Origin of the sequence: Amycolatopsis thermoflava N1165 (assembly GCF_000473265.1) — a bacterium.
Lineage (GTDB): Bacteria > Actinomycetota > Actinomycetes > Mycobacteriales > Pseudonocardiaceae > Amycolatopsis_E > Amycolatopsis_E thermoflava.
Genome location: NZ_KI421511.1, coordinates 8419607 through 8443827, shown reverse-complemented (window position 1 = coordinate 8443827; position 24221 = coordinate 8419607). Strand labels below are relative to the sequence as shown.

At 72.1% G+C, this 24221-nt stretch carries 19 protein-coding genes and 1 pseudogene; 15 read left to right on the top strand and 5 right to left on the bottom strand.

Annotated features, from left to right (window positions below; all coding sequences use genetic code 11):
* The first annotated feature begins 7 nt into the window (after positions 1-7).
* From AMYTH_RS0141955 to folP, 7 genes are read left to right on the top strand one after another with little or no spacing between them, the layout of a single operon-like run.
* Positions 8-289, top strand: coding sequence for a sarcosine oxidase subunit delta (locus tag AMYTH_RS0141955; protein ID WP_027935254.1), 282 nt, complete (start codon positions 8-10; stop codon positions 287-289).
* Positions 286-3063 (top strand): 2Fe-2S iron-sulfur cluster-binding protein, encoded by a 2778-nt coding sequence (locus AMYTH_RS0141950; RefSeq protein WP_027935253.1) that lies wholly within the window; start codon positions 286-288, stop codon positions 3061-3063. Before AMYTH_RS0141955 ends, AMYTH_RS0141950 begins: the two co-directional genes overlap by 4 nt.
* Entirely contained in the window at positions 3056-3643 is a 588-nt protein-coding gene (locus tag AMYTH_RS0141945; protein ID WP_027935252.1) for a sarcosine oxidase subunit gamma, read from the top strand. Before AMYTH_RS0141950 ends, AMYTH_RS0141945 begins: the two co-directional genes overlap by 8 nt.
* Before the next feature lie 20 nt (positions 3644-3663).
* Positions 3664-6129 carry a GcvT family protein gene (locus tag AMYTH_RS0141940; protein ID WP_027935251.1) on the top strand — a complete coding sequence of 822 codons (2466 nt, stop codon included), beginning with the start codon at positions 3664-3666 and terminating at the stop codon, positions 6127-6129.
* A 12-nt stretch (positions 6130-6141) separates the two neighbouring features.
* Complete coding sequence (locus AMYTH_RS0141935) at positions 6142-6762, top strand: cyclodeaminase/cyclohydrolase family protein (RefSeq protein ID WP_027935250.1); 621 nt, start codon at positions 6142-6144, stop codon at positions 6760-6762.
* On the top strand, positions 6759-7598 hold the full coding sequence (locus tag AMYTH_RS0141930; protein WP_027935249.1) for a bifunctional 5,10-methylenetetrahydrofolate dehydrogenase/5,10-methenyltetrahydrofolate cyclohydrolase: 840 nt from the start codon (positions 6759-6761) through the stop codon (positions 7596-7598). The genes AMYTH_RS0141935 and AMYTH_RS0141930 overlap by 4 nt, the downstream gene beginning before the upstream one ends.
* A gap of 7 nt (positions 7599-7605) precedes the next feature.
* On the top strand, positions 7606-8445 hold the full coding sequence (gene folP / locus AMYTH_RS0141925; RefSeq protein ID WP_027935248.1) for a dihydropteroate synthase: 840 nt from the start codon (positions 7606-7608) through the stop codon (positions 8443-8445).
* Positions 8446-8450: 5 nt separating this feature from the next.
* Here the strand turns inward: folP and AMYTH_RS0141920 are convergent, their stop codons facing one another.
* Positions 8451-9125 (bottom strand): GntR family transcriptional regulator, encoded by a 675-nt coding sequence (locus tag AMYTH_RS0141920; RefSeq protein ID WP_027935247.1) that lies wholly within the window; start codon positions 9123-9125, stop codon positions 8451-8453.
* Positions 9126-9186: 61 nt separating this feature from the next.
* On the opposite strand from AMYTH_RS0141920, the gene AMYTH_RS0141915 reads away from it, so the two are divergent.
* Positions 9187-10560 (top strand): L-serine ammonia-lyase, encoded by a 1374-nt coding sequence (locus AMYTH_RS0141915; protein WP_027935246.1) that lies wholly within the window; start codon positions 9187-9189, stop codon positions 10558-10560.
* 11 nt (positions 10561-10571) lie between these two features.
* Positions 10572-11420: a formyltetrahydrofolate deformylase gene (gene purU, locus AMYTH_RS0141910; RefSeq protein ID WP_027935245.1), complete on the top strand. Its 849-nt coding sequence runs from the start codon at positions 10572-10574 to the stop codon at positions 11418-11420.
* A gap of 681 nt (positions 11421-12101) precedes the next feature.
* Here purU and AMYTH_RS51290 read toward each other — a convergent pair.
* A pseudogene (locus tag AMYTH_RS51290) lies at positions 12102-12891 on the bottom strand (IclR family transcriptional regulator).
* Between the two features lie 120 nt (positions 12892-13011).
* Between AMYTH_RS51290 and AMYTH_RS0141895 the strand changes: the two are divergent.
* Together AMYTH_RS0141895 and AMYTH_RS0141890 are read left to right on the top strand one after the other, a co-directional pair.
* Complete coding sequence (locus AMYTH_RS0141895; protein WP_020419952.1) at positions 13012-13332, top strand: bifunctional 3-phenylpropionate/cinnamic acid dioxygenase ferredoxin subunit; 321 nt, start codon at positions 13012-13014, stop codon at positions 13330-13332.
* Positions 13332-14495: an NAD(P)/FAD-dependent oxidoreductase gene (locus AMYTH_RS0141890; RefSeq protein ID WP_027935242.1), complete on the top strand. Its 1164-nt coding sequence runs from the start codon at positions 13332-13334 to the stop codon at positions 14493-14495. The genes AMYTH_RS0141895 and AMYTH_RS0141890 overlap by 1 nt, the downstream gene beginning before the upstream one ends.
* A gap of 891 nt (positions 14496-15386) precedes the next feature.
* Here AMYTH_RS0141890 and AMYTH_RS0141885 read toward each other — a convergent pair.
* Positions 15387-15974: a TetR/AcrR family transcriptional regulator gene (locus tag AMYTH_RS0141885; RefSeq protein WP_157360750.1), complete on the bottom strand. Its 588-nt coding sequence runs from the start codon at positions 15972-15974 to the stop codon at positions 15387-15389.
* Between the two features lie 149 nt (positions 15975-16123).
* On the opposite strand from AMYTH_RS0141885, the gene AMYTH_RS0141880 reads away from it, so the two are divergent.
* The 3 genes from AMYTH_RS0141880 to betA are packed head-to-tail and all read left to right on the top strand — an operon-like array spanning position 16124 to position 20829.
* Positions 16124-17593: an aldehyde dehydrogenase family protein gene (locus tag AMYTH_RS0141880; protein ID WP_027935240.1), complete on the top strand. Its 1470-nt coding sequence runs from the start codon at positions 16124-16126 to the stop codon at positions 17591-17593.
* Positions 17594-17638: 45 nt separating this feature from the next.
* Entirely contained in the window at positions 17639-19159 is a 1521-nt protein-coding gene (locus tag AMYTH_RS0141875) for an APC family permease (RefSeq protein WP_027935239.1), read from the top strand.
* Between the two features lie 11 nt (positions 19160-19170).
* A complete protein-coding gene (gene betA, locus AMYTH_RS0141870; protein WP_027935238.1) occupies positions 19171-20829 on the top strand; it encodes a choline dehydrogenase in 1659 nt (552 codons plus the stop codon).
* Here the strand turns inward: betA and AMYTH_RS0141865 are convergent.
* The gene (locus tag AMYTH_RS0141865) at positions 20808-21827 is read right to left on the bottom strand and encodes a saccharopine dehydrogenase family protein (RefSeq protein ID WP_037323085.1); all 1020 of its coding nucleotides are present in this window, start codon (positions 21825-21827) and stop codon (positions 20808-20810) included. The two genes, betA and AMYTH_RS0141865, sit on opposite strands and share 22 nt — an antisense overlap.
* Before the next feature lie 102 nt (positions 21828-21929).
* On the opposite strand from AMYTH_RS0141865, the gene AMYTH_RS0141860 reads away from it, so the two are divergent.
* Complete coding sequence (locus AMYTH_RS0141860; RefSeq protein WP_027935236.1) at positions 21930-22865, top strand: helix-turn-helix domain-containing protein; 936 nt, start codon at positions 21930-21932, stop codon at positions 22863-22865.
* On the opposite strand, the gene AMYTH_RS46710 is transcribed toward AMYTH_RS0141860, so the two are convergent.
* Positions 22841-24208, bottom strand: a complete 1368-nt coding sequence (locus AMYTH_RS46710; protein WP_037323083.1) for an MFS transporter — start codon at positions 24206-24208, stop codon at positions 22841-22843. The two genes, AMYTH_RS0141860 and AMYTH_RS46710, sit on opposite strands and share 25 nt — an antisense overlap.
* Positions 24209-24221 lie beyond the last annotated feature (13 nt).

Below are 24221 nucleotides of genomic sequence, written 5' to 3'. Positions count from 1 at the left end.
GCCACGCATGCAACTCATCACCTGCCCGTGGTGCGGGCCGCGCGAGGAAGTGGAGTTCCACTACGGCGGCCAGGCCCACCTCGCCTACCCGGACGACCCCGCCGCGTTGTCCGACGAGGAGTGGGCGCACTTCGTCTTCTTCCGCGACAACCCCAAGGGCCCGTTCGCCGAACGCTGGAGTCACGCCGCCGGCTGCCGTCGCTGGTTCAACGCGGTCCGCGACACCCGGACCTACGAGTTCCTGGACGTGTACCCGATGGGCCAGTCCGCACCGGAGGTGGCGTCATGAGCCGCATCAAGGGTTACGGCCGGATCGACCGCACCCGCACCGTCGCGTTCACCTTCGACGGGGTTGCCTACACCGGCCACCCGGGCGACACGCTGGCCTCGGCGCTGCTCGCGCAGGGCGTGCACGCGGTGGGCACGAGCGTGAAGTTCGGCCGTCCGCGCGGGATCGGCGCGGCGTGGGTCGAGGACCCGACCGGGCTGGTGCAGATCGAGGAGCCGTTCCCGGAGCCGATGCTGCTCGCCGCGACCGTGGAACTGACCGACGGGCTCGTGGCGCGCGGGCTCGCCGGGCAGGGACGGCTCGCGGAGGTGGCCGACACCGCCCGGTACGACCGCAAGCACACGCACTGCGACACGCTCGTCGTCGGGGCGGGCCCGGCCGGATTGCTGGCCGCGCGGTCCGCGGCGCGGCGCGGGGAACGGGTCGTGCTCGTCGACGACCGGGCCGACGCGGGCGGTTCGCTGACCGGCACCGAGGTGATCGACGGGCGGCCGTCGCGCGAGTTCGTCGCCGAGGTGGTGGCCGAGCTGGCCGCCGCCCCGGAGGTGCTGCACCTGCAGCGCACCACGGCGTTCGGGCAGTACGACGACGGGTTCGTGCTGGCGCTGGAACGGCGCACCGACCACCTGGGCACCGCCGCGCCGCGCAACCTCTCCCGCCAGCGGGTGCACCGGATCCGTGCGCGCCACGTCGTCGTCGCGACCGGCGCACACGAGCGGCCGGTGGTGTTCGCCGACAACGACCGGCCGGGCATCATGCTCGCCTCTGCCGCACGCGACTACCTGCACCGCTACGGCGTGCTCGCCGGGCGCGAGGTCGTCGTGTTCACCACCAACGATTCCGCCTACGCCGCCGCGCTCGACCTGGAGCACGCCGGGGCGCGGGTCACGGTCCTCGACGCCCGCCCGAGCGCGCCGGAGCACTGGGCCGCGCTGTGCCGGGAACGGTCGATCGCCGTGCGGCCGGGCAGCGCCGTCGTCGGCACCACCGGCGACCGGCGGATCACCGGCGTGGACACGGTCACCGCGGGCAAGGCGGAGTCGCTGCCGTGCGACCTGCTGCTGACCTCCGGTGGCTGGAACCCCGCCGCGCACCTGTTCAGCCACGTCCGCGGCGCATTGCGGTACGACCCCGCGCTGGGCGCCTTCCGCCCGGCCGAGCCGGTTCCCGGGGTGTCGGTGATCGGCGCCGCGAACGGCACGTTCGACCTCGCCGGCTGTCTGCGCGACGGCGCCGGGGACGACGCACCTGCCACGCTTGCGGAGCCGGAGACGGCGCCGCTGGTGCTGTGGCGCACCGAGGGCGACCCGGCCCGCCAGTTCGTGGACATCCAGCGCGACGCGACGGTCGCCGACATCGAGCGCGCGGTGGGCGCCGGGCTGCGGTCGGTGGAGCACATCAAGCGCTACACCACCATCGGCACCGCCCACGACCAGGGCAAGACGTCCGGGGTGATCGCGTCCGGCATCGTCGCCGAGCTGCTCGGGAAACCGGTCGAGGACACCGGCACCACGACGTTCCGCCCGCCCTACACCCCGGTGGCGTTCGCCGCGCTGGCCGGGCGCGAGCGCGGGAAACTGTTCGACCCCGAGCGGATCACCTCGCTGCACAGCTGGCACGTCGCGGCCGGGGCGGTGTTCGAGGACGTCGGGCAGTGGAAGCGGGCCCGCTACTACCCGGCGCCGCACGAGAACATGGACGCCGCCGTGCTGCGCGAGTGCGCCGCGGTCCGCGGCGGGGTCGGCATCCTGGACGGCTCCACCCTGGGCAAGATCGACGTGCAGGGCCCGGACGCCGCCGAGCTGCTCGACCGGCTCTACACCAACATGATGAGCACGCTCAAGGTCGGGCGCGTGCGCTACGGCGTCATGTGCGGCAACGACGGCATGGTGTTCGACGACGGCACCGTGCTGCGCCTGGCCGAGGACCGGTTCCTGGTCGTCACCACCACCGGCGGCGCGGCGCGCGTGCTGGACTGGATGGAGGAGTGGCTGCAGACCGAGTGGCCGGACCTGCGCGCGCACCTGACCTCGGTGACCGAGCAGTGGTCGGTGTTCCCGGTCGTCGGGCCGCGCTCGCGCGACGTGATCGCCGCGGCGTTCCCGCACCTGGACGTGTCCAACGAGGCGTTCCCGTTCATGTCCTGGCAGGACACCGAAGTCGACGGCGTGCCGGTGCGCATCGCCCGCATCTCGTTCTCCGGTGAGCTGGCCTTCGAGGTCAACGTGAACTCGTGGTACGCCAGGGCGATGTGGCTGCGCCTGCTCTCGGCAGGCGCGCGCTGGAACATCACCCCGTACGGCACGGAAACCATGCACGTGCTGCGCGCCGAGAAGGGCTACCCGATCGTCGGGCAGGACACCGACGGCACCGTCAGCCCGCACGATCTCGGCCTGGGCTGGGCGGTGTCGAAGAAGAAGCGGGACTTCGTCGGCAAGCGCTCGTTCTCCCGCCCGGAGAACACCAACCCGGAGCGCAAACAGCTCGTGTCGCTCCTGCCCGCCGACGCCCGGACCAGACTGCCGGAGGGCTCCCAGGTCGTGGAGTTCCGCCCGGACGGCACCCTGCCCCCGCCGCCGGTGCCGATGCTCGGCCACGTCACCTCCAGCTACCACAGCGCCGAGCTGGGCCGTCCGTTCGCGCTGGCCCTGGTCAAGGGCGGGCAGTCGCGCATCGGCGACACCGTCCACGTCCCGGTCGACGGCGCACTGGTGCCCGCCGAGATCGGCGGGATCGTGCTGGTCGACCCGGAAGGAGCACGCCGCGATGGCTGACCCCCGCCTCTACCCCACGCATCCGCTGCAGCAGTGGATCCCGTCGCTGGCCGCCGCGTCGCGCAACGCGACCGGCCTGAACCTGGAGGCCGAGCCGCCGGTGGCCGCGGTCGACCTGCGCGTCACGCCACCGGCGGACGTGCTCGGCACCCCGCTGCCCACCGAGCCCGGCACCTGGGTCTACGCCGACGACGGGCAGATCGTCTGGCTCGGCCCGGACGAATGGCTGGTCACCAGCACCGCCGTGCAAGGGCATGAGCTGGAGGCGCGGCTGGGCGCCGTGGTGCGGCCGCGCGGCGGGGCCGCCACCGACGTTTCCGCGCAGCGCACCGGAATCCGCGTCAGCGGACGGCACGCACGGGACGTCCTGGCCACCGGCTGCGCGCTCGACCTGCACCCGCTGGCGTTCCCCGCCGGGAGCGCCGCGCAGACGACGCTCGGACAGGCCCCGGTGCTGCTGCTCGCGCTCGGCGCGGGCGAGGACTTCCGCGTGTTCGTGCGGCCCTCGTTCGCCGGATACCTCGCCGACTGGCTTCTCGACGCGGCGCTGGAGTTCCAGCCCGCCGGGGCCACCTCGTAGACCACAGACAGGAGACCACGATGAGCACCACACCCCGGGTTGTCATCATCGGCGCCGGCATCGTCGGCGCGAACCTGGCCGACGAGCTGACCGAGCGCGGGTGGACCCGGATCACGGTCCTCGACCAGGGTCCGCTCCCGCTGACCGGCGGCTCGACCTCGCACGCGCCGGGCCTGGTGTACCAGACGAACCCGTCGAAGACGATGACCGAGTTCGCCACCTACACCGTCAACAAGCTGTCGAGCCTCGACGTCGACGGCGCCTGGTGCTTCAACCAGGTCGGCGGCCTGGAGGTGGCCACCACCCCGGAGCGCCTGGCCGACCTGCACCGCAAGCAGGGCTGGGCCACCTCGTGGGGCGTGCCCGGCGAGGTCGTCGGTCCCGAGGAGTGCGCGCGGCTGCACCCGCTGCTCGACCCCGAGCAGATCCTCGGCGGGTTCCACACCCCGACCGACGGGCTCGCGAAGGCCGCGCGCGCCGTGGTGGCCCTGCGGCGGCGCGCCGAATCCCGCGGCGCCGAGTTCCGCGGCAGCGTCCGGGTCACCGGCATCTCCCACGCCGGCGGACGGGTCACCGGCGTGCGCACCACCGCCGGTGATTTCCCCGCCGACATCGTGGTGTCCTGCGCCGGGTTCTGGGGTCAGGCGATCGGCGAGATGGTCGGCATGCGGGTGCCGCTGCTGCCGCTGGCGCACCAGTACGTGCGCACCGGCCAGGTCGCGGACCTGGTGGGGCGCAACGACGAGCTGGCCGAGGCCGGGCTGCCGATCCTGCGGCACCAGGACCGCGACCTGTACTACCGCGAGCACGTCGACTGCCTCGGCATCGGCTCCTACGCGCACCGCCCGATGCCGGTGCGCCTGTCCGACCTGCCCGAGGTCTCCGACGACGACCTGACCGAGGCGGCGATGCCGTCGATGCTGCCGTTCACCGAGGAGGACTTCGCGCCCTCCTGGGAGCACAGCAGGCAGCTGCTGCCGTCGCTGCGGTCGGCGAAGATCGAGACCGGGTTCAACGGGATCTTCTCCTTCACCCCGGACGGCGGCCCGCTGATCGGCGAGTCGCCCGACGTCGCCGGGTTCTGGATCGCCGAGGCGGTCTGGGTGACGCACTCCTCCGGCGTGGCGCGCTCGGTCGCGCAGCTGCTGGTCGACGGCCGCAGCGAGATCGCCCTGCACGGCTGCGACGTGCACCGGTTCGACGAGATCGAGACCACCGAGGCCTACGTCGACGAGACCGCGCAGCGCAACTTCGTGGAGATCTACGACGTGGTGCACCCGCTGCAGCCGAAGCTGTCGCCGCGGGACCTGCGGGTGAGCCCGTTCCACGCGCGGCAGAAGGAGCTCGGCGCGTTCTTCCTGGAGGCGCACGGCTGGGAGCGGCCCCACTGGTACGAGGCGAACGCGCACCTGGTCAAGGACCTGCCGCCGGAATGGCAGCCGCCGTCGCGGGACGCGTGGTCGGCGATGTTCCACTCCCCGATCGCCGCGGCCGAGGCGTGGCAGACCCGCACCGCGGTCGCCCTCTACGACATGACCCCGCTCAAGCGACTGGAGGTGTCCGGGCCGGGCGCGCTGGCGTTCCTGGACCGGCTCACCACCGGCAAGATGGACAAGTCGGTCGGCTCGGTGACCTACACGCTCGCCCTGGACGAAGCCGGCGGGATCCGCAGCGACCTGACGGTGGCCCGGCTGGGCGAGGACCGCTTCCAGGTCGGCGCGAACGGCAACCTCGACCTGGCCTACTTCCGGTCCGAGGCAGGCGGTGACGTGCAGGTCCGCGACATCACGGGTGGCACCTGCTGCATCGGCGTGTGGGGTCCGCTGGCGCGCGACCTGGTGCAGCCGCTGAGCCGGGACGACTTCTCGCACGAGGCGCTGAAGTACTTCCGCTGCATGCCCGCGCACATCGCCGGGATCCCGGTCACCGCGATGCGACTGTCCTATGTGGGCGAACTCGGCTGGGAGATCTACACCAGCGCCGAGTACGGGCAGCGGTTGTGGGACGTGCTGTTCGAGGCCGGCCGCCCGCTCGGGGTGATCCCCGCGGGCCGCGCCGCGTTCAACAGCCTGCGACTGGAGAAGGGCTACCGGTCGTGGGGCGCGGACATGACCACCGAGCACAACCCGTACGAGGCCGGGCTCGGGTTCGCGGTGCGCAAGCAGAAGGGCGACTTCGTCGGCCGGGACGCGATCGCCGAGGTCACCGACGAGACCGTGACTCGCCGGCTGTCGTGCCTGACGATCGACGACGGCCGCAGTGTGGTGCTGGGTTCGGAGCCGGTGTTCCTCGACGGCGACCCCGCCGGGTACGTCACCTCGGCCGCGTTCGCGCACACCCTGGGCGTGCCGATCGCCTACGCGTGGCTGCCCGCCGCCGCGACGCCCGGCACGGCGGTCGAGATCGGCTACTTCGGCCGCCGGGTGCGCGCGACCGTGGCCGCCGAACCCCTGGTCGACCCCGAGATGCTGCGCATCCGGCGCTGAGGACGGACACCGATGCGCACATCCACCCTCGAAGCGTTCCTCGACGCGCTCGCCGCCCGGGTGCCCGCCCCGGGCGGCGGCGCCACCGCCGCGCTGCACGCCGCCCAGGGTGCGGCGCTGGTCGCGATGGTGGCCCGGTACAGCGACGGCGAAAAGTACCGGCAGGACGCCGACGCGATCGCGCAGATCCGGGCCAACGCCGACGATCTGCGCGCCCTCGCCCTGGCACTGGCCGAAAAGGACGCGGCCGCCTTCCAGGCCGTCGCCCGCGCCTACGCGCTGCCGAAATCCACCGAGCGCGAGAAGGTGGCCCGGTCGCGGGCGATCGGCGCGGCCCTGGTGGAGGCCGGGCGGGTCCCGGCCCGCGTCATCGCGGTCGCCAAGCAGATCGTCAACCTCACCGAACGGCTCCAGCTGATCGGCAACCGCAACGTGATCAGCGACGTCGCCGCGGCGGCCGACGCGGCGCGGGCGGCGCTGTCCACGGCCAGGGTGAACGTCGAGATCAACTTGTCCGGCATCGGCGAGGGCCCGGCCCGCGACGAGCTGACCGCGGCGATCGCCACCGTGGACCAGGCGATCGCCCGCGCCGACGACGTGACCACCGCCGTGCGGAAGCGGATCACGCGATGACGGCCGTCCTCAGTGGAACCGAGCTGGGTCGGCACATCCGGGCCGAGGTCTCGGCCGAGGCCGCGGCCCTGTCCGAGCGGGGCGTGCACCCCCGCCTGGCCGTCGTGGTCGCCACCGACGACGAGTCCAGCGCCTGGTACGTGCGCTCGATCGCCAAGACCGCGGCCCGCAGCGGTGTGCAGTGCGATGTCGTGGACCTCGGCGCGGCCGCCACCCCGGCCGGGATCACCGCCGAGCTGGCGCGGCTCAGCGCCGATCCGGCGGTGCACGGGATCATCCTGCAGACCCCGCTGCCCGGCGGCGCCCGGCTGGAGGAGCTGGCCACCGCCATCGACCCGGCCAAGGACGTCGACGGCGCGAATCCGCTGTCGCTCGGCCGTCTCACCGCCGGTTTGCCGGCGCACCCGCCGGCGACGGCCGCGGCGGTGCTGGCGCTGCTCGACCACTACGCGGTGCCCCTGGCCGGGCGCCGCGCCGTGGTGGTCGGCCGCTCCACCGTGGTCGGCAAGCCCGCGGCGCAGCTGCTGCTGGCCAGGGACGCGACCGTGACGATCTGCCACCGCCACACCGCGGACCTCGCCGCCTGCACGCGGGAGGCCGACGTCCTCGTGGTGGCCGTCGGCAGGGCCGGACTGATCACCGCCGAGCACGTCGCCCCGCACGCGGTGGTCGTCGACGTGGGCACCAACCCCACCCCGGACGGCGGCCTCGCTGGGGACGCCGACGCGCGGTCGCTGTCCGGCCGCGTCGCGGCGCTGACGCCGGTGCCGGGCGGGGTCGGACCGGTGACCACCGCGCTCCTCCTCCGGCACACCATCACCGCTGCGTCCCGTTAGGACAATCATGACCGGGAACCCCCTCGCCGTCCGGACACCGGTGCCGGAGCTGCTGACCGAGCCACGCACCCTGGTCTGCGGCATCGTGAACGTGACGCCGGATTCGTTCTCCGACGGCGGCCTCTTCCACTCCCACGCGGCCGCGGTCGAGCACGGGGAACGGCTGGCGGCCGAGGGAGCCGACCTGCTCGACGTCGGTGGTGAGTCCACCCGGCCCGGCGCCCATCCGCCCACCCCGGCCGAGGAGCTGGACCGGGTGGTGCCGGTGATCGCCCGGCTGGCCCGCGTGGTGGACGTGCCGATCTCGGTCGACACGTCGCGCCCCGACGTGATGCGTGCCGCGGTGGACGCCGGGGCCGCGATGATCAACGACGTGCGCGCGCTGCGGCACCCCGGCGCTCTGCGGGCCGCGGCCGGGCTCGGCGTGCCGGTGTGCCTGACCCACATGCTCCGGCCCCCGCACCTGATGCAGCGCGATCCGCGCTACACCGACGTGGTCGCCGAGGTGCGGAACTTCCTGCGGGCCCGCATCGAGACCTGCCTGGCGGCCGGCATCCCGGCGGAGCACCTGATCGCCGATCCCGGGTTCGGCTTCGGCAAGACGCTGGAGCACAACCTGGCCCTGCTCGGCGCGCTGCCTGCCTTCCGGTCGCTGGGCGTACCGGTGATGGTGGGGCTGTCCCGCAAGGCGATGCTCGGTCAGGTCACCGGCCGTCCGGTCGGGCAGCGCACGGTCGCGTCGGTGACCGCCGCGGTGCTGGCCGCGCAGCGCGGCGCGAAGATCGTGCGGGTGCACGACGTCGCCGCCACACGCGACGGCCTCGCGGTCCTGGAGGCGCTGCCGTGAACCGGTCAGATGATCGCGCGGATCGCCTTCTCGAAGCCGGTGACGTGCACGAGGGCCAGCTCGGCCGCGGTGTCCGCGTCGCCGTCGGCGATCGCCCGCAGCAGGGCGGTGTGCTCGCCGACGTGCCGGTCGAAGTGCGGCATCCGGTCCAGGAACAGGCAGAAGATGCGGGTCGCCAGGTTGTCGTAGCGGACCAGCGTGTCCTCCAGGTGCGGGTTGCCCGCCGCGCGGTAGATCGCGCGGTGCACCCGCAGGTCGCAGCGCATCAGCTCGGTGCGTTCGAGCGCCCGCACGTCCAGGTCGGCGACCTCGTCGGCGAGTTCGGCGAGCTCGGACTTCACGCCAGGGCCGGCGGTCTCGGCGGCGCGCCGGGCGGCGAGGGGTTCGAGCTGGACGCGGATCTCCGAGATGTAGGCCAGGTCGGTGATGTCGACGCCGGTGGCGAACGTGCCGCGACGCGGGTAGGACACGACCAGCCGGTCGACCTCGAGGCGTTTGAGCGCCTCCCGCACCGGCGTGCGGCCGAGCCCGAGCGACGCGGACAGCGCGGTGTCGTCGATCGGCGCCATCGGCGGGATGTCCAGCATGATCAGCCGGTCCTGGATCGCCGTGTAGGCGCGCTCGGCCAGGGAGACCGGCGGCCCCTCGAGTTCCTGCTGTCGAACGGTCACGAACGCCATCCTATCCGCTGAAAACCACGATCCGTCATTCTGGTATATCAACCCTACATCAGGAGGGACCATGACGGTCTCCGTCTTCGACCTCTTCAAGGTCGGCATCGGTCCGTCCAGTTCGCACACGGTCGGCCCGATGCGGGCCGCATACCTGTTCGGCTCCCGCCTGGCGGAGACCGGGCTCCTGCCCCGCACGGCGGGGCTGCGCTGCGAGCTGTTCGGCTCGCTGGGCGCGACGGGACACGGGCACGGCAGCGTCAAGGCGGTCGTGCTGGGGCTGTCCGGGGAGCAGCCGCACCTGGTCGACCCGGTCGCCGCCGAGCCCGCGGTGACCGCGGCCAGGGCGGACAGCGCGATCTCGCTGCTCGGCAAGCACCGGATCGCCTTCTCCGTCGACGAGGACATCGTGCTGCACCGCCGGAAGCGGCTGGACTTCCACAGCAACGGGATGGTATTCACGGCGTTCGGTGACGGCGGCGAGGTGCTCGACCGGCGGGAGTACTACTCGGTCGGCGGCGGTTTCGTGCTCGACCAGGACGAAACCGGCCGCCGGGCGCTGGTGCCCGATCCCACCCCGGTGCGCTATCCGTTCACCACCGCCGACGGGCTGCTCGCGCACACGCGCGAAACGGGCCTGCGCATCAGCGATCTCATGCTGGCCAACGAGTTGTCCTGGCGGGGCGAGGCGGAGATCCGCGCCGGGCTGCTGCGGATCTGGTCGGTGATGCGCGAGTGCGTGCACCGCGGCACACACACCGGCGGCGTGCTGCCGGGCGGGCTGAAGGTGCGCCGCCGCGCCAGCGACCTGCGGGAGCGGCTGGAACACGACTCGGGTGAGCCGGACGCGCTGCACGCCATGGAGTGGGTCACGCTGTTCGCCCTCGCGGTGAACGAGGAGAACGCGGCGGGTGGCCGGGTGGTCACCGCGCCCACCAACGGCGCGGCCGGGATCGTGCCCGCGGTGCTGCACTACGCGGACAAGTTCCTGCCCGCCTTCGACGACGACGCGGCCGTGCGGTTCCTGCTCACCGCCGGGGCGATCGGGTCGCTGTTCAAGGAGAACGCCTCGATCTCCGGCGCCGAGGTCGGGTGCCAGGGCGAGGTCGGGTCCGCGTGCTCGATGGCCGCGGCCGGTCTCGCGGAGATCATCGGCGGGACCCCGGAGCAGGTGGAGAACGCGGCCGAGATCGGCATCGAGCACAACCTCGGCCTGACCTGCGATCCGGTGGGCGGGCTCGTGCAGATCCCGTGCATCGAGCGCAACGCGATCGCCTCGGTCAAGGCGATCACCGCCGCGCGGATGGCGGTGCGCGGCGACGGCCGCCACCACGTGTCGCTGGACAAGGCCATCAAGACGATGCGCGAGACCGGCGCCGACATGAAGGACAAGTACAAGGAGACCGCCCGCGGCGGGCTGGCTCTCAACATCGTGGAATGCTGAGGAGACAACCGATGACGCGCTCGTTCACGCTCACCCTGGACTGCCCGAACCGGACCGGGATCGTCCATGCCGTCAGCGCCTACGTCGTCGAGCATGGTGGCAACATCGAGGAGTACCAGCAGTTCGACGACCCGGTGCGCAAGCGGCTTTTCCTGCGCACCAAGGTCACCACCGACACCGAGGTGGACCTCGGCGAGCTGTCCCGCGGTTTCGAGCCGGTCGCCGCGGACTTCGCCATGTCGTACGCGTTCCACCCGGACCGCAACGCGCGCGTCCTGGTGATGGTGTCCAAGCAGGGCCACTGCCTCAACGACCTCATCTTCCGCTGGCGCGCGGGCAGTCTGGGCGCGGACATCGTCGCGGTGGTGTCCAATCACGACGATCTGCGTCCGATGGCGGAGGCGGCCGGGTTGCCGTTCCTGCACATCCCGGTGACGCCGGAGACCAAGCCCCAGGCGGAGGCGCGGCTGCTGGAGGTGGTGGAGGAGTACGAGGCGGAGCTGGTGGTGCTCGCCCGGTACATGCAGGTGCTGTCCGACCAGCTGTGCAAGGCGCTGCACGGCCGGGCGATCAACATCCACCACTCGTTCCTGCCCGGGTTCAAGGGCGCGAAGCCCTACCACCAGGCCTACGACCGGGGAGTGAAGCTCGTCGGCGCGACGGCGCACTACGTGACGCCCGACCTGGACGAGGGCCCGATCATCGAGCAGGAGGTCATCCGCATCGACCACACCTACGACCCGCGCGCACTGCAAACGGTAGGCCGCGACGCGGAGGCGCTGGCGCTGTCCCGGGCGGTCCGCTGGCACTGCGAACGCCGCGTGCTGCTCAACGGCAACAGCACCGTGGTCTTCCCCTGACCCGCGACGCCCGCGAACCGGCCGCGCCGTGCACTGTGGACAGCGGACCCACCGAGCCGCACCCGAGCGGGCCGCGATGCCGAGGCACCGCCGCGCCCGAGCATTCCGCCGGCACGCGGCCATCCGGCAACGCCCGCGAACCGGCCGCGCCGCGCACTATGGACAACGGACCCCGCCGAGCCACAACCGAGCGGGCCACAATGCCGAGGCGCCCCCGCCCCCGAGCATTCCGCCGACACGCGGCCATCCGGCAACGCCCGCAAACCGGCCGCGCCGCGCACTATGGACAACGGACCCCGCCGAGCCGCACCCGAGCGGGCCGCGATGCCGAGGCACCGCCGCGCCCGAGCATTCCGCCGGCACGCGGCCATCCGGCAACGCCCGCGAACCGGCCGCGCCGCGCACTATGGACAACGGACCCCGCCGAGCCACAACCGAGCGGGCCACAATGCCGAGGCGCCCCCGCCCCCGAGCATTCCGCCGACACGCGGCCATCCGGCAACGCCCGCAAACCGGCCGCGCCGCGCACTATGGACAACGGACCCCGCCGAGCCACAACCGAGCGGGCCACAATGCCGAGGCGCCCCCGCCCCCGAGCATTCCACCGGCACGCGGCCATCCGGCAACGCCCGCAAACCGGCCGCGCCGCGCACTATGGACAACGGACCCGCGGACCACCCGTCACCGCGGGCCGAGGTAGCCGACGCGGAAGCTGATCTCCTCGGCCCCGGCGACGATCTTCTCCGCGATGTCCGGATAGGACGACGGCTCCATCCGGTACGCCGGCCCGGAGACCGACAGCGCCGCGATCACGTCCCCGTTCGCGGCGCGGATCGGGGCGGCCACCGCGTTGAGGCCGACCTCCAGCTCCTCCACGGTGCACGCCCAGCCGCGCTCGCGGACCTGCTCGAGCTCCTCGGCGAGCTTGTCCCGGTCGGTGCGGGTGTTCGGCGTGAACGCGGGCAGCTCGGCCAGCGCGGACTCCCGGTCGTCGTCGCCTGCCCAGGCCAGCAGGACCTTGCCGCTGGAGGTGGCGTGCAGCGGGGGTGCGCTGGCCGATCCAGTTCCGCGCCGTCACCGCCGCCGAGCCGTACACCTGCATGATGTTGGTCGCCTGACCCTGGTCCACCACGGCGACGTTCACGGTCTCGTCGAGTTCCGCGGCGAGCCGCTCGCACACCGCGCGGCTCTCCCGCGACAGGTCGAGCCGGGCCGTGGTGGCGCCGGCCAGGCGCACGATGCCGAACCCGAGGCGGTACTTGCCGCGCTCGCTGACCTGTTCCACCAGCTGCCACGCCTCGAGCGCGCCGACGAGGCGGAACGCGGTGGATTTGTGCACGTCCAGTTCCTGGGCGATCTCGGTGACGCCGGCCTCGCCCCGTCTGGCCAGGATGTCCAGGATGGCGATCGCCCGGTCCACCGACTGGACCTGACTCGCGGACCCGTTCGTAGAGCGCTCGTTGTTCCGCATACCGCAACTCTACTCACATGACACAATTTCCCACTTCCAGGCCTTGACCGCTCCCCCCGCACTGCCGCACTCTGTTGCGGATAGCACGTGTAGTTGTGCATTACACAACGGAGCCGCCTCATGATTCCCGTCTGCGCTCTCCAGGACCTCCCCGTCGGCGAAGCCGTCCGCATCGAAGCCGAAGTGCCGATCGCGGTGTTCAACGTCGACGGCACGCTGTACGCGATCGACGACACCTGCACCCACCAGGACGCCTCGCTGGCCGACGGCTGGCTGGACGGCTGCGCGGTGGAGTGCCCCTTGCACGCCGCCTGCTTCGACCTGCGCACCGGAATGCCGAGCGGGCCCCCGGCCAAGAAGCCGGTGCGCACGCACGAGGTCGTCGTGGTCGACGGGCAGATCTACGTCAACGTCAACGCGCCGCAGCGGATGGGGGTCTGATGCGCGTGATCGCCATCGCCGGCGCGTCGCTGGCCGGCCTGTCCACGGCGCGCGCGCTGCGGGAGGCCGGCTTCGACGGGCGGGTGGTCGTCGTCGGCGACGAGCCGCACCGGCCCTACGACCGGCCGCCGCTGTCGAAGGAGTTCCTCGCGGGCACGATGTCCGCGGCCGAGCTGGCGCTGGAGAGCGACGACGAGGCCCTGGACGTGGACTGGCGCCTGGGCGCGCGGGCCGTGGCCCTGGACCCGGCGCTGCGGACGATCGTGCTCGACTCGGGCGAGCGGATCGTCTGCGACGGCGTGGTCCTGGCGACCGGCGCGCGGGCCCGCCGCCTGCCGGGCTCGCCGCTCGCCGGTGTGCACACCCTGCGCACCCTGGACGACGCGATCGCGCTGCGGGCGGAGCTTGTTGCGGGCGCGCGGCTGGTGGTGATCGGGGCCGGGTTCATCGGCGCCGAGGTGGCCTCGACCGCCCGCGGGCTCGGCCTGGCGGTCACGGTGGTCGAGCAGCAGGCCGTGCCGCTCGCCGGACCGCTCGGCGCCGAGCTGGGCGGCGTGTGCGCGGCGCTGCACGGCGAGCACGGGGTCGAGCTGATCACCGGCGTCGGCGTGGCCGGGCTGACCGGCGCGGACCGGGTGCGGTCGGTGCACCTGACCGACGGCCGCGAACTGGCTGCGGACGTCGTGGTCGTGGGGGTCGGCGCGGTGCCGAACACCGAGTGGCTGGCCGGGTCCGGTTTGGACGCGGAGCGGGGCGTGCGGACGGACGCCCGGTGCGCGACCGGCATCCCGTCGGTGGTGGCGGTCGGCGACTGCGCGGTGTCGCACAACCCGTTCGCCGGCGCCGAGATCCGGCTCGAACACTGGACCAACGCGCTCGAGCAACCGGCCACCGCCGCGGCGACCCTGCTCGGTCAGGAGCAGCTGCCCAGCCCGCGCGCGCCCTACTTCTGGTCCGATCAGTACGGGGCGCGCCTGCAGTTCGCGGGCCACCGCCGCGACGGCGACCGGATGGAGGTCGTCGACGGCGACCCGGCCGCGCGCCGGTTCAGCGCCGTGTTCCGGCGGGGCGACCGTCCGGTGGCCGTGTTCGCGATGAACCAGCCGAAGGTGTTCGGCCGCTGGCGCCGCGAGCTGCGCGCCGCCGCTCCGGAGCCGGTATGAACGGCCCATTCATGCCGCGATGACGGGGTCTGTGGTCGTGGATGAACGGTCCGTTCATCCCTTCGCGAGTGGGTGGACCGGTGGCGCCTCGATGAATGGTCCGTTCATCGGTTCGGCGGTGGGCCAGTCGCGCGTCGATGAATGACCGGTTCACGCCTTCGCGAGTGGATGGGCCGGTGGCGCCGCGATGAACGGTCCATTCATCCCTTGAGAGCAGGTCAGCATGTCATGGCTTGATGAATGGTCCGTTCATGCTGCCACCGCGAGGTCTGTGGTGGGTGGATGAACGGTCCGTTCATGCCTTCGAGCCGGTGGGCATCTCGCGCCCCGATGAATGGTTCGTTCATCGGTTCACCGGTGGCCCAGTCGCGCGTCGATGAACGACCCGTTCACTCCTTCGCGAACGGGTGCGCCGGTGGCGCCGCGATGAACGGTCCATTCACCCCTTGAGAGCGGGTCAGCATGTCATGGCTCGATGATTGGCCCGTTGATGCTGCCGCCACGCGGTCTGTGGTGGATGGATGAACGGCCCGTTCATGCCTTCGCGAGTGGCTGAGCATGTCGCGCCCCGATGAACGGTACGTTCATCGATTCGCCGGTGGGCCAGTCGCGCGTCGATGAACGACCCGTTCACTCCTTCGCGAACGGGTGCGCCGGCGGCGCCGCGATGAACGGTCCATTCATCCCTTGGGAGCCGGTCAGCATGTCATGGCTTGATGAATGATCCGCTCATACCGCCGCCATGGGATCTGTCGCGGCTGGATGAACGGTCCACTCATGCCTCCGAGCGAGTGGGCATGTCGCACCCCGATGAATGGTCCGTTCATAGGTCTGCGGGGCCGACCAATCGTGCCTCGATGAACGGTCCATTCATCGCCGGCCGGAAAAGGCTCAGCAGGCAGGACCGGCGATCGCGCGGCGGAACAGCGCCTCGATGTCCGAAGTAGAGGGCGTGCCGTCCGCGATCGCCAACTGCATCAGCAGACCGCAGAACAGTCCGGCGAGCAGGCGCCCGGTCAGCGGGTCCGTCCGGGAGCCGAACAGCTCGATCAGCGCGTCGTCCCACGCCGCGCTCACCGGGCGCAACCGGGGGCGGTGCATGGCCGCCACGTAGAGGTCGTACTCGACCACCGTGTGCGGCCCCTCGTCCCGCACGTACCGCATCACCAGCTCCGCCAGCGCGCCCGCGAAGTCCGCGTCCGGCGGCACGCCGCGCTCCCACTCCCGCAGGCGGCGGACGTTGTCCTCGGCCGCCTGGCTCAGCGCGACCTCGAGCAGGTCGTCCAGCGTCCGGAAGTGGTACGTCGTCGAGCCCAGCGGCACCCCCGCGGCCGCGGCGACCGCCCGGTGGGTAAGCCCGTCGATTCCCCGCTCGGCCACCACGTCGATGGCGGCGCGCGCGATCTTCGTGCGCCGTCCGGGATCGTTGGGACGCTGCCGGCGCGATCCGGCCGCCTGCCCTGACACCACCGCGCACACCCCTCACCTGCGAATACTCCCGGTTAACACGATCGTAGCCGACGAGTATGGACATCCGTACGCACTCTCATGTACAAATGTACGCACTGACGTGCCGCGCATCACATTCCCCGCGCCGGCGTTGCCCGCTACCGCATCGGAAAGGGCTCATGAAGGACCTGTACATCGACGGGAACTGGACCGAGGGGCGCGACGGGTCCCGCACCGACGTCCGCAACCCCTACGACGCCTCCGTCATCCAGACGGTCGCCGTCGCCGGCCCGGAGGACGTGGACCGGGCCGTCACCGCCGCGCGAGCGGCGTTCCGCCCCGGCTCGCGGTGGCGCCGCACCACCGCGGGCGAGCGCGCCGAACTGCTCCGCCGCATCGCCGACCTGCTGGTCCGCGACCGCGAGGACATCGCCCGCACGGAAACCCTCGACACCGGCAAGACCCTCGCCGAGGGACGCATCGACGTCGACGACGTGGTCGCCGTGTTCCGCTACTACGCCGCGGCGATCGCGCAGGAAGCCGGGCGCGTGGTGGACACCGGCAGCCCGGCCGCGATCAGCCGGGTCGTGCACGAGCCGGTGGGTGTCTGCGCGCTGATCGCCCCGTGGAACTACCCGCTGCTGCAGATCTCCTGGAAGATCGCCCCGGCGCTGGCGGCGGGGAACACGATGGTGCTCAAGCCGAGCGAGCTCACCCCGCTGACCACCATCCGGCTCGTCGCGCTCGCCGAGGAGGCCGGTGTGCCGCCGGGCGTGGTGAACCTGCTGCTCGGCCCGGGCGCGGTCGGCGCGGCGATGGTCGAGCACCCCGGGGTCGACCTGGTGTCGTTCACCGGCGGGCTGGCGACCGGCGAGAAGATCATGGCCGCCGCGGCGCGCGGCGTCCGCCGGGTGGCGCTGGAACTCGGCGGCAAGAACCCCAACGTGGTCTTCGACGACGCCGACTTCGACACCGCCGTCGACCACGCCCTCAACGCCGCGTTCGTCCACTCCGGACAGGTCTGTTCGGCGGGCGCGCGGCTGATCGTGCAGGACGGGATCCACGACCGGTTCGTCGACGAGCTCGCCCGGCGCGCCGAGCGGATCCGGCTGGGCAACGGGCTCGACCCGGACACCGAGTGCGGTCCGCTCATCTCCGAGCAGCACCGCGCGAAGGTCGAGGGTTACATCGCCGGGGCGATCGCCGACGGCGCCACCCTGCGCGCCGGCGGCACGCGACCCGAAGATCCCGCGCTGCGCAACGGTTTCTTCCTCCGGCCCACGGTGTTCAGCGACTGCACCCGCGACATGGCCGTGGTGCGCGAGGAAGTGTTCGGCCCGGTTGTCACGGTGGAACGGTTCGGCACCGAGGCGGAGGCCGTCGAGCTGGCCAACGACACCGACTACGGACTCGCCGGCGCGGTGTGGACCTCCGACGCCGGCCGCGCCCAGCGCGTGGCCGGGGCGCTGCGCCACGGCACGGTCTGGATCAACGACTACCACCCGTACCTGCCGCAGGCGGAGTGGGGCGGCTTCGGCAAGTCCGGCATCGGCCGCGAACTGGGCCCGTCCGGCCTGCACGAGTACCGCGAGACCAAGCACATCTACCACAACATCGATCCCCGGCCGCAGCACTGGTTCAAGGGCTGACCGGGACTCCCCTCTCCACGCCGCAGTACTGAAGAGGAGGCGCGCGTGAGCACCAGCAACGACCACGGACTGTCCGAGTTCGGGTACCGGCAGTCCCTCGACCGCAGCATCGGCAAGTTCGCGAGTTTCGCCGCCGGGGTCAGCTACATCTCCATCCTCACCGGCACGTTCCAGCTGTTCTACTTCGGCTTCGGCACCGGCGGGCCGGCCTACTGGTGGTCCTGGCCGATGGTCTTCGTCGGGCAGATCGCGGTGGCACTGTGCTTCGCCGAGCTGGCCGCCCGCTACCCGGTCGCCGGTTCGGTCTACAACTGGTCGAAGAGACTCGCCGGTCCCACCACGTCGTGGCTGGCCGGCTGGATGATGTTCACCGCCTCCGTGGTCACCCTGGCCAGTGTGGTGCTGGCCTACCAGGTCACGCTGCCGCAGCTGTGGTCCGGCTTCCAGCTGGTCGGCGACGGCAGCGGCGCGCACGACTTCGGGATCTCCGCGGTGATCTGGGGCGCGGTGCTGATCCTGTTCACCACGCTGGTCAACGCCTTCGGCGTGAAGCTGATGGCGCGCATCAACAGCATCGGCGTGTTCATCGAGCTGATCGCCGCGGTCCTGCTGGTCGTCATCCTCGCCGTGAACGTGGTGCGCGGCCCCGGTGTCTTCGTCGACACGCACGGGCTCGGCGAGGGGCACACCGGCGGCTACGCCGGCGTGTTCCTGGTGGCCGCGATCGCCTCCGCCTACGTCATGTACGGCTTCGACACGGCGAGCTCACTCGGCGAGGAAACGGTCAACCCGCGGCGCACCGCGCCGGTGGCGATCCTGCGCGCGGTCATCGCGTCGTTCGTGATCGGCGGGCTGATCCTGCTGTTCGCCATCATGGCCGCGCCCGACCTGGCCGATCCGCGGCTGGGCACGTCGTCGGGCGGGCTGCAGCTGATCGTGCTGCAGGTGCTCGGCGGGCCGCTGGGCAAGGTGTTCCTGTGCTGCATCGTCGTCGCCATCACGGTGTGCGCGCTGGCCGTGCACACCGCCGGCATCCGGCTGATGTTCGCGATGGCCCGCGACAACGCGCTGCCGTTCGGGGTGCGGCTGGCCCGGATCAACGCCAAGACCGGCACCCCGGTGGTCCCGGCGATCCTCATCGGCGCGGTCGCGGTGGCCATCCTCCTGGTCAACATCGGCACCCCGCAGATCTTCACCGCGGTCACCAGCGTCGCGGTGGTGATGATCTACCTGGCCTACCTGCTGGTGACGGTGCCGATGCTGGTCAAGCGGCTGCGTGGCGGGTGGTCGGGCCGGGACGCGGGCGGTCACTTCTCGCTCGGGCGGTTCGGGCTCCCGGTCAACGTCGTCGCCGTGCTGTGGGGCGCCGGGATGTCCGTGAACCTGGCGTGGCCGCGCGAGCAGATCTACGGCGGCGGGGTGCTGCGCTGGATGGCCCTGATCTTCATCGGGATCGTCGCCGCGATCGGCCTGGCGTGGTTCCGACTCCGGGGCCGCCACCGCCTCGGCACGCTCCCCGAACACCAGGCCGACCGTGGCGACCGGCTCGTCGACGAGCTTTCCTGAGGAGGACGAACGTGAGCACCGAGAACTACGACTTCATCATCGTCGGCGGCGGCTCGGCCGGGTGCGTGCTGGCCAACCGGCTGTCGGCCGATCCGAAGGTGAAGGTGCTGGTGCTGGAGGCGGGCCGGTCGGACGCCAAGTGGGACGTGTTCGTGCACATGCCCGCCGCGCTCACCTTCCCGATCGGCAGCCGCTTCTACGACTGGGGCTACCGCAGCGAGCCCGAGCCGTTCATGAACCGGCGGCGCATCTACCACGCGCGCGGCAAGATCCTCGGCGGGTCGAGCAGCATCAACGGCATGATCTTCCAGCGGGGCAACCCGATGGACTACGAACGGTGGGCCGCCGACCCGGGGATGTCCCAGTGGGACTACGCGCACTGCCTGCCCTACTTCCAGCGCATGGAGAACTGCCTCGCCGATCCGCCGGACGGGCGCTGGCGCGGGCACGACGGCCCGTTGGAGCTGGAACGCGGACCGGCGTCGAACCCGTTGTTCCAGGCGTTCTTCGACGCGGCGGAGCAGGCCGGGTACCCGCGCACGGACGACGTGAACGGCTACCGGCAGGAGGGGTTCGCGCCCTTCGACCGGAACGTGCGCCGCGGCCGCAGGCTCTCCGCCGCCCGCGCCTACCTGCACCCGGTGCGGCACCGGAAGAACCTGACCGTGCAGACGCGCGCGTTCGTGTCGCAGGTCCTGTTCCGCGGCAACCGAGCCATCGGGGTCGAGTACTCGACCGGGCGGAGCGCGCCACGCGAGGTGTACGGCAAGGAGGTCGTGCTGTGCGGCGGAGCGATCAACACGCCGCAACTGTTGCAGCTGTCAGGCGTGGGCAACGCGGCCGAGCTGCGCCGGCTCGGCATCGACGTGGTCCACGACCTGCCCGGAGTCGGTGAGAACCTGCAGGACCACCTCGAGGTGTACATCCAGTACGCCTGCAAGGAACCGGTGTCGATGCAGCCGCACCTGGCGACGTGGAAGCGCCCGCTGATCGGCGCGCAATGGCTGTTCCTGCGGTCCGGTCCGGGCGCCACGAACCACTTCGAGGGCGGCGGTTTCGTGCGCAGCAACGACACCGTGGCCTACCCGAACCTGATGTTCCACTTCCTGCCGATCGCGATCCGCTACGACGGCTCGGTGCCCGCCGGCGGGCACGGCTACCAGGTCCACGTCGGACCGATGTACGCAGACACCCGGGGCAGCGTGAAGATCACCTCGACCGACCCGCGGCGGCACCCGGCGCTGCGGTTCAACTACCTGTCCACGGAGAACGACCGGCGCGAGTGGGTGGAGGCCGTGCGGGTGGCCCGCAAGATCCTCAACCAGCCCGCGCTGGACCGCTACAACGGCGGCGAGATCTCCCCCGGCCCCGGCGTGGAGACCGACGAGCAGATCCTGGACTGGGTGGCGAAGGACGCGGAGACCGCGCTGCATCCGTCCTGCACGGCGAAGATGGGCGTCGACGACATGTCCGTCGTGGACCCCGGGTCGATGCGGGTGCACGGCACGGAGGGCCTGCGGGTCGTGGACGCCTCGGTGATGCCCTACATCACCAACGGCAACATCTACGCGCCGGTGATCATGACCGCGGAGAAGGCGGCGGACCTGATCCTCGGCAACACGCCGCTCGCGCCGATCAAGGAGCCCTTCTACCGGCACAGCGCCGGCTGAGACAGCGACAGGTGCGGCGCCAGCGCGCGCAGGAAGTCCGGCGCGTCGAACGCCGCGCCCGCGGAGAGCACGCCGGTCGCCCTGGTCCGTCCACTCAGGATCCGGGCGACGGCCTCCACCGCGAGCGGCGCGCTGATCGCGTAGATGTCCTGCCCGGCGGCGGAGATCCGGCGCTCCTCGGCACCGCGGCGGACGACGACGTCCACGACGAAGGTCTGTGCCGAGCGGCCCCGCTCGTCGACGGCGGACGGGGCCGTGGCGCCGGGCGCGGCCAGGTCCGCCGCCGCCTTGGCCGTCATGTAGGTGCGCACCTCGGGCACGTCCAGGTGGGTGGGGACGGTGACGATGTCGGCCATGCTGAACTCCCCGATGACGTCCTGTGGCCCGAGTGGCGCGGGGAACTCCCACTCCAGCGCCGGCAGGGCGTCGTCGTGGTACTCCAGCCGTCCGCCGGTGTAGCGGACGCGCCGGTCGTCCCGGCGCTGCCGCGACACCGCGCCCGCGGCGAGGGTTCCGGCGGTGGGGTGCCAGCTGCTCAGGCCGTAGGCGATGTGCACCTCGTCGGCCGCTGTCCAGTCCCCCATGGCGGCGGTGACCAGCAGGTCGCCGAGGCCGCCGAAGAACGCCATCGCCGGGACGACCACCTTGTCCCCGGCCCGCTCCGCGAAGTGCGCGAAGGTGTCGGCGTTCGCCTCGATTTCGGCGGCCACGTCGACGTACGGGATGCCCGCCCGTAGTGCCGCCTCGACCAGCGGGGCGGCGGTCGTCGCGAAGGGCCCCGCGCAGTTGATCACGGCGTCCGCCCCGGCGAGGGCGCGGTCCAGGGCAGCCGGGTCGTCGACCGCCGCCGGCCGCACCTCGAGGTCCGGCTGCGCCACCGCCAGCAGCTTCTCCCGGTCGCGGCCCAGCAGCAGCGGGACGTGCCCGCGCTCGCGCAGCTCCGCGACCACGAACCGCCCGGTGTGCCCGTACGCCCCGTACACCGCAACCCGTCCCATGCCTGCTCCCACGTGCTCGAAGTGATCCACTGCGGACAATCCTGTCCGGCCGGGCCGCCGCTGCCCAGTGTCCGGAACGACACGACCCGTACACTTTCGGACATGAACTCCGTCGCCGTCGCCACCACCGACGGCATGCTGCACTTCGAGCTGGCGCTGGCCTGCGAGGTCTTCGGCTCGCCGCCGGATGCCGTACGCGTCCCGTGGTACGACCTCAGCGTGTGCGGCCCGCGCCCGGTGCGGGCCGGCCGGTTCCGGGTCGAGCCGGACGGCGGTTTCGACCGGCTGGCCGAGGCGGACACCGTGATCGTCCCCGCGCTGGCCGACGTCGACGAGGACCCGCCCGCCGACCTGGTCGACGCGGTGCGCGCGGCTCACGAGTCGGGCGCGCGCGTGGTGTCGCTGTGCACCGGCGCGTTCGTGCTCGCGGCGGCCGGCCTGCTGGACGGGCTGCGCGCGACCACCCACTGGGCCCACACCGACGAACTCGCCGCGCGCTACCCGCGGATCGAAGTGGACCCGGACGTGCTCTACGTGGACAACGGCCGCGTGCTCACCTCCGCGGGCAAGGCGGCGGCGATGGACCTGTGCCTGCACCTGGTCCGGCTCGACCACGGTTCGGCGATCGCCAACGTGGTCGCCCGCCGCCTGGTCGTGCCGCCGCACCGGGAAGGCGGGCAGGCGCAGTTCGTCAGCACGCCGGTGCCGGAGGACGACGGCCATCCGCTGGCCGAGCTGCTGCCGTGGGTGATGCGGCGGCTGGACCAGCCGTTGACGGTGGAGGACCTGGCCCGCCAGGCGAACCTGAGCTCACGGCACCTGGCGCGGCACTTCCGCGCCGTCACCGGCACCACCCCGCTGCGGTGGCTGCTCGCGCAACGGATCCGCCGCGCGCAGGAGCTGCTGGAGAGCACGGACGACAGCATCGACGCGATCGCCGCCGCGGCGGGCATGGGCACCGCGACGACGCTGCGCCGCCACTTCCACCGCGCGGTCGGGGTGCCGCCGGACACCTACCGCCGCACGTTCCGCGCCTGACGTTCGGACCTGGCGATCAGCCACCACGCGCCGGCCGCGCCGGCGAGGTAGGCGCCGCCGAGGAGCAGGAAAGACAGGCCGGGGCCGCGGTTCCAGTCCGTGACGGTGCCGAGCACGACGCTCATCGCCGCGACGCCGACCAGCGTGCCGATCTGGCGGTTGGCGTTGAGCACGGCGCCCGCCACGTTCGCGTGTGCCACCCCGGCGAACTCGACCAGCGCGGCGGTCATCCCGGGCGAGATGATGCCCGCGCCGACGTTGGCCACCGCGACGGCGACGGCCAGCACCCAGTACGGCGTGTCGGTCGACATTCCGGCCATGGCGAGCGACGCGACGCCGGCGACCAGCAGGAAGACCGTCAGCAGCACCCCGTTCGGGATCCGGCCCGCGATGCGCGAGTAGACCAGGTTGCCCAGCGGGAACCAGATCGTCATCGGCAGCAGCTCCAGCCCGGCGAGGAACGGGCCGGCGCCGCGGGCGTGCTGGAAGTACAGGCTGAGCATGAACATGCCGCCGTAGACGGCGAAGTTGAACGCGAAGCCGACCAGGTTCGCGCCGGTGAAACCCGCGCCGCGGAACAGGTTCCACGGCATGACCACGTGCTCGGCCCGCCGTTCGCGGGTGACGAGCGCGGCAGCGGCGAAGCCGAGCACCACGTACGCGGCCAGCACCGGGCGGGCCAGCCAGCCCAGCCGCGGGCCTTCGATGAGCACGAAGCTCAGCGCGGCGAGCGCCGCGATCCACAGGACGTGCCCCGGCACGGCCAGCCGGACACGGCGCCCGCCGACCGGTGGGATGCAGCGCCGGGTCAGCAGGATGCCGGCGACGCCGATGGGCAGGTTGAGCAGGAAGATGCTGGGCCAGCTGAAAGCGCTTACCAACAGGCCGCCGAGGGTCGGCCCGAGCGCGGCCGAGGTGGCGACGATCGCCGACCAGAGCCCCAGCATCCGAGTGCGCTGGCGCTTGTCGGGGAACGAGAACACCAGCAGGGACAGGGAACTCGGCATGAACAACGCGGCGCCCGCGCCCTGGACGAGCCGCGCGGCGATGAGCACCCCGGCGGTGGGCGCGAGCGCGCAGGCGAGTGAGGCGGCGAAGAAGACCGCCATGCCGGCCAGGTAGACGGCCCGCGCACCGAAGCGGTTCGCCAGGCCGCCGGCGAGCATCAGCAGCGACGCGAACACCAGCACGTAGCCGTCGACGATCCAGGTGAGCTCGGACAGCGAAGCGTGCAGTTGCTGCTGGATCGCGCTGCCCGCGACGTTGACGACGGTCACGTCGAGCGAGGCCATGACGAAGCCCGTGGCGAGCGCGGCGAGTTTCAGACCAGAGGAGTCACGCACGGTTAGTACGATA

Excerpts from the sequence above, each read along its gene's own strand:
- AMYTH_RS0141880 (WP_027935240.1), top strand. The coding sequence starts at position 16,124 with ATGAAGGACCTGTACATCGACGGGAACTGGACCGAGGGGCGCGACGGG.
- AMYTH_RS0141865 (WP_037323085.1), bottom strand. The coding sequence starts at position 21,827 with ATGGGACGGGTTGCGGTGTACGGGGCGTACGGGCACACCGGGCGGTTC.
- AMYTH_RS0141860 (WP_027935236.1), top strand. The coding sequence starts at position 21,930 with ATGAACTCCGTCGCCGTCGCCACCACCGACGGCATGCTGCACTTCGAG.
- purU (WP_027935245.1), top strand. The coding sequence starts at position 10,572 with ATGACGCGCTCGTTCACGCTCACCCTGGACTGCCCGAACCGGACCGGG.
- AMYTH_RS0141940 (WP_027935251.1), top strand. The coding sequence starts at position 3,664 with ATGAGCACCACACCCCGGGTTGTCATCATCGGCGCCGGCATCGTCGGC.
- AMYTH_RS0141930 (WP_027935249.1), top strand. The coding sequence starts at position 6,759 with ATGACGGCCGTCCTCAGTGGAACCGAGCTGGGTCGGCACATCCGGGCC.
- AMYTH_RS0141935 (WP_027935250.1), top strand. The coding sequence starts at position 6,142 with ATGCGCACATCCACCCTCGAAGCGTTCCTCGACGCGCTCGCCGCCCGG.
- AMYTH_RS0141895 (WP_020419952.1), top strand. The coding sequence starts at position 13,012 with ATGATTCCCGTCTGCGCTCTCCAGGACCTCCCCGTCGGCGAAGCCGTC.
- AMYTH_RS0141945 (WP_027935252.1), top strand. The coding sequence starts at position 3,056 with ATGGCTGACCCCCGCCTCTACCCCACGCATCCGCTGCAGCAGTGGATC.
- AMYTH_RS0141915 (WP_027935246.1), top strand. The coding sequence starts at position 9,187 with ATGACGGTCTCCGTCTTCGACCTCTTCAAGGTCGGCATCGGTCCGTCC.
- folP (WP_027935248.1), top strand. The coding sequence starts at position 7,606 with ATGACCGGGAACCCCCTCGCCGTCCGGACACCGGTGCCGGAGCTGCTG.
- AMYTH_RS0141955 (WP_027935254.1), top strand. The coding sequence starts at position 8 with ATGCAACTCATCACCTGCCCGTGGTGCGGGCCGCGCGAGGAAGTGGAG.
- AMYTH_RS0141920 (WP_027935247.1), bottom strand. The coding sequence starts at position 9,125 with ATGGCGTTCGTGACCGTTCGACAGCAGGAACTCGAGGGGCCGCCGGTC.
- AMYTH_RS0141950 (WP_027935253.1), top strand. The coding sequence starts at position 286 with ATGAGCCGCATCAAGGGTTACGGCCGGATCGACCGCACCCGCACCGTC.
- AMYTH_RS0141890 (WP_027935242.1), top strand. The coding sequence starts at position 13,332 with ATGCGCGTGATCGCCATCGCCGGCGCGTCGCTGGCCGGCCTGTCCACG.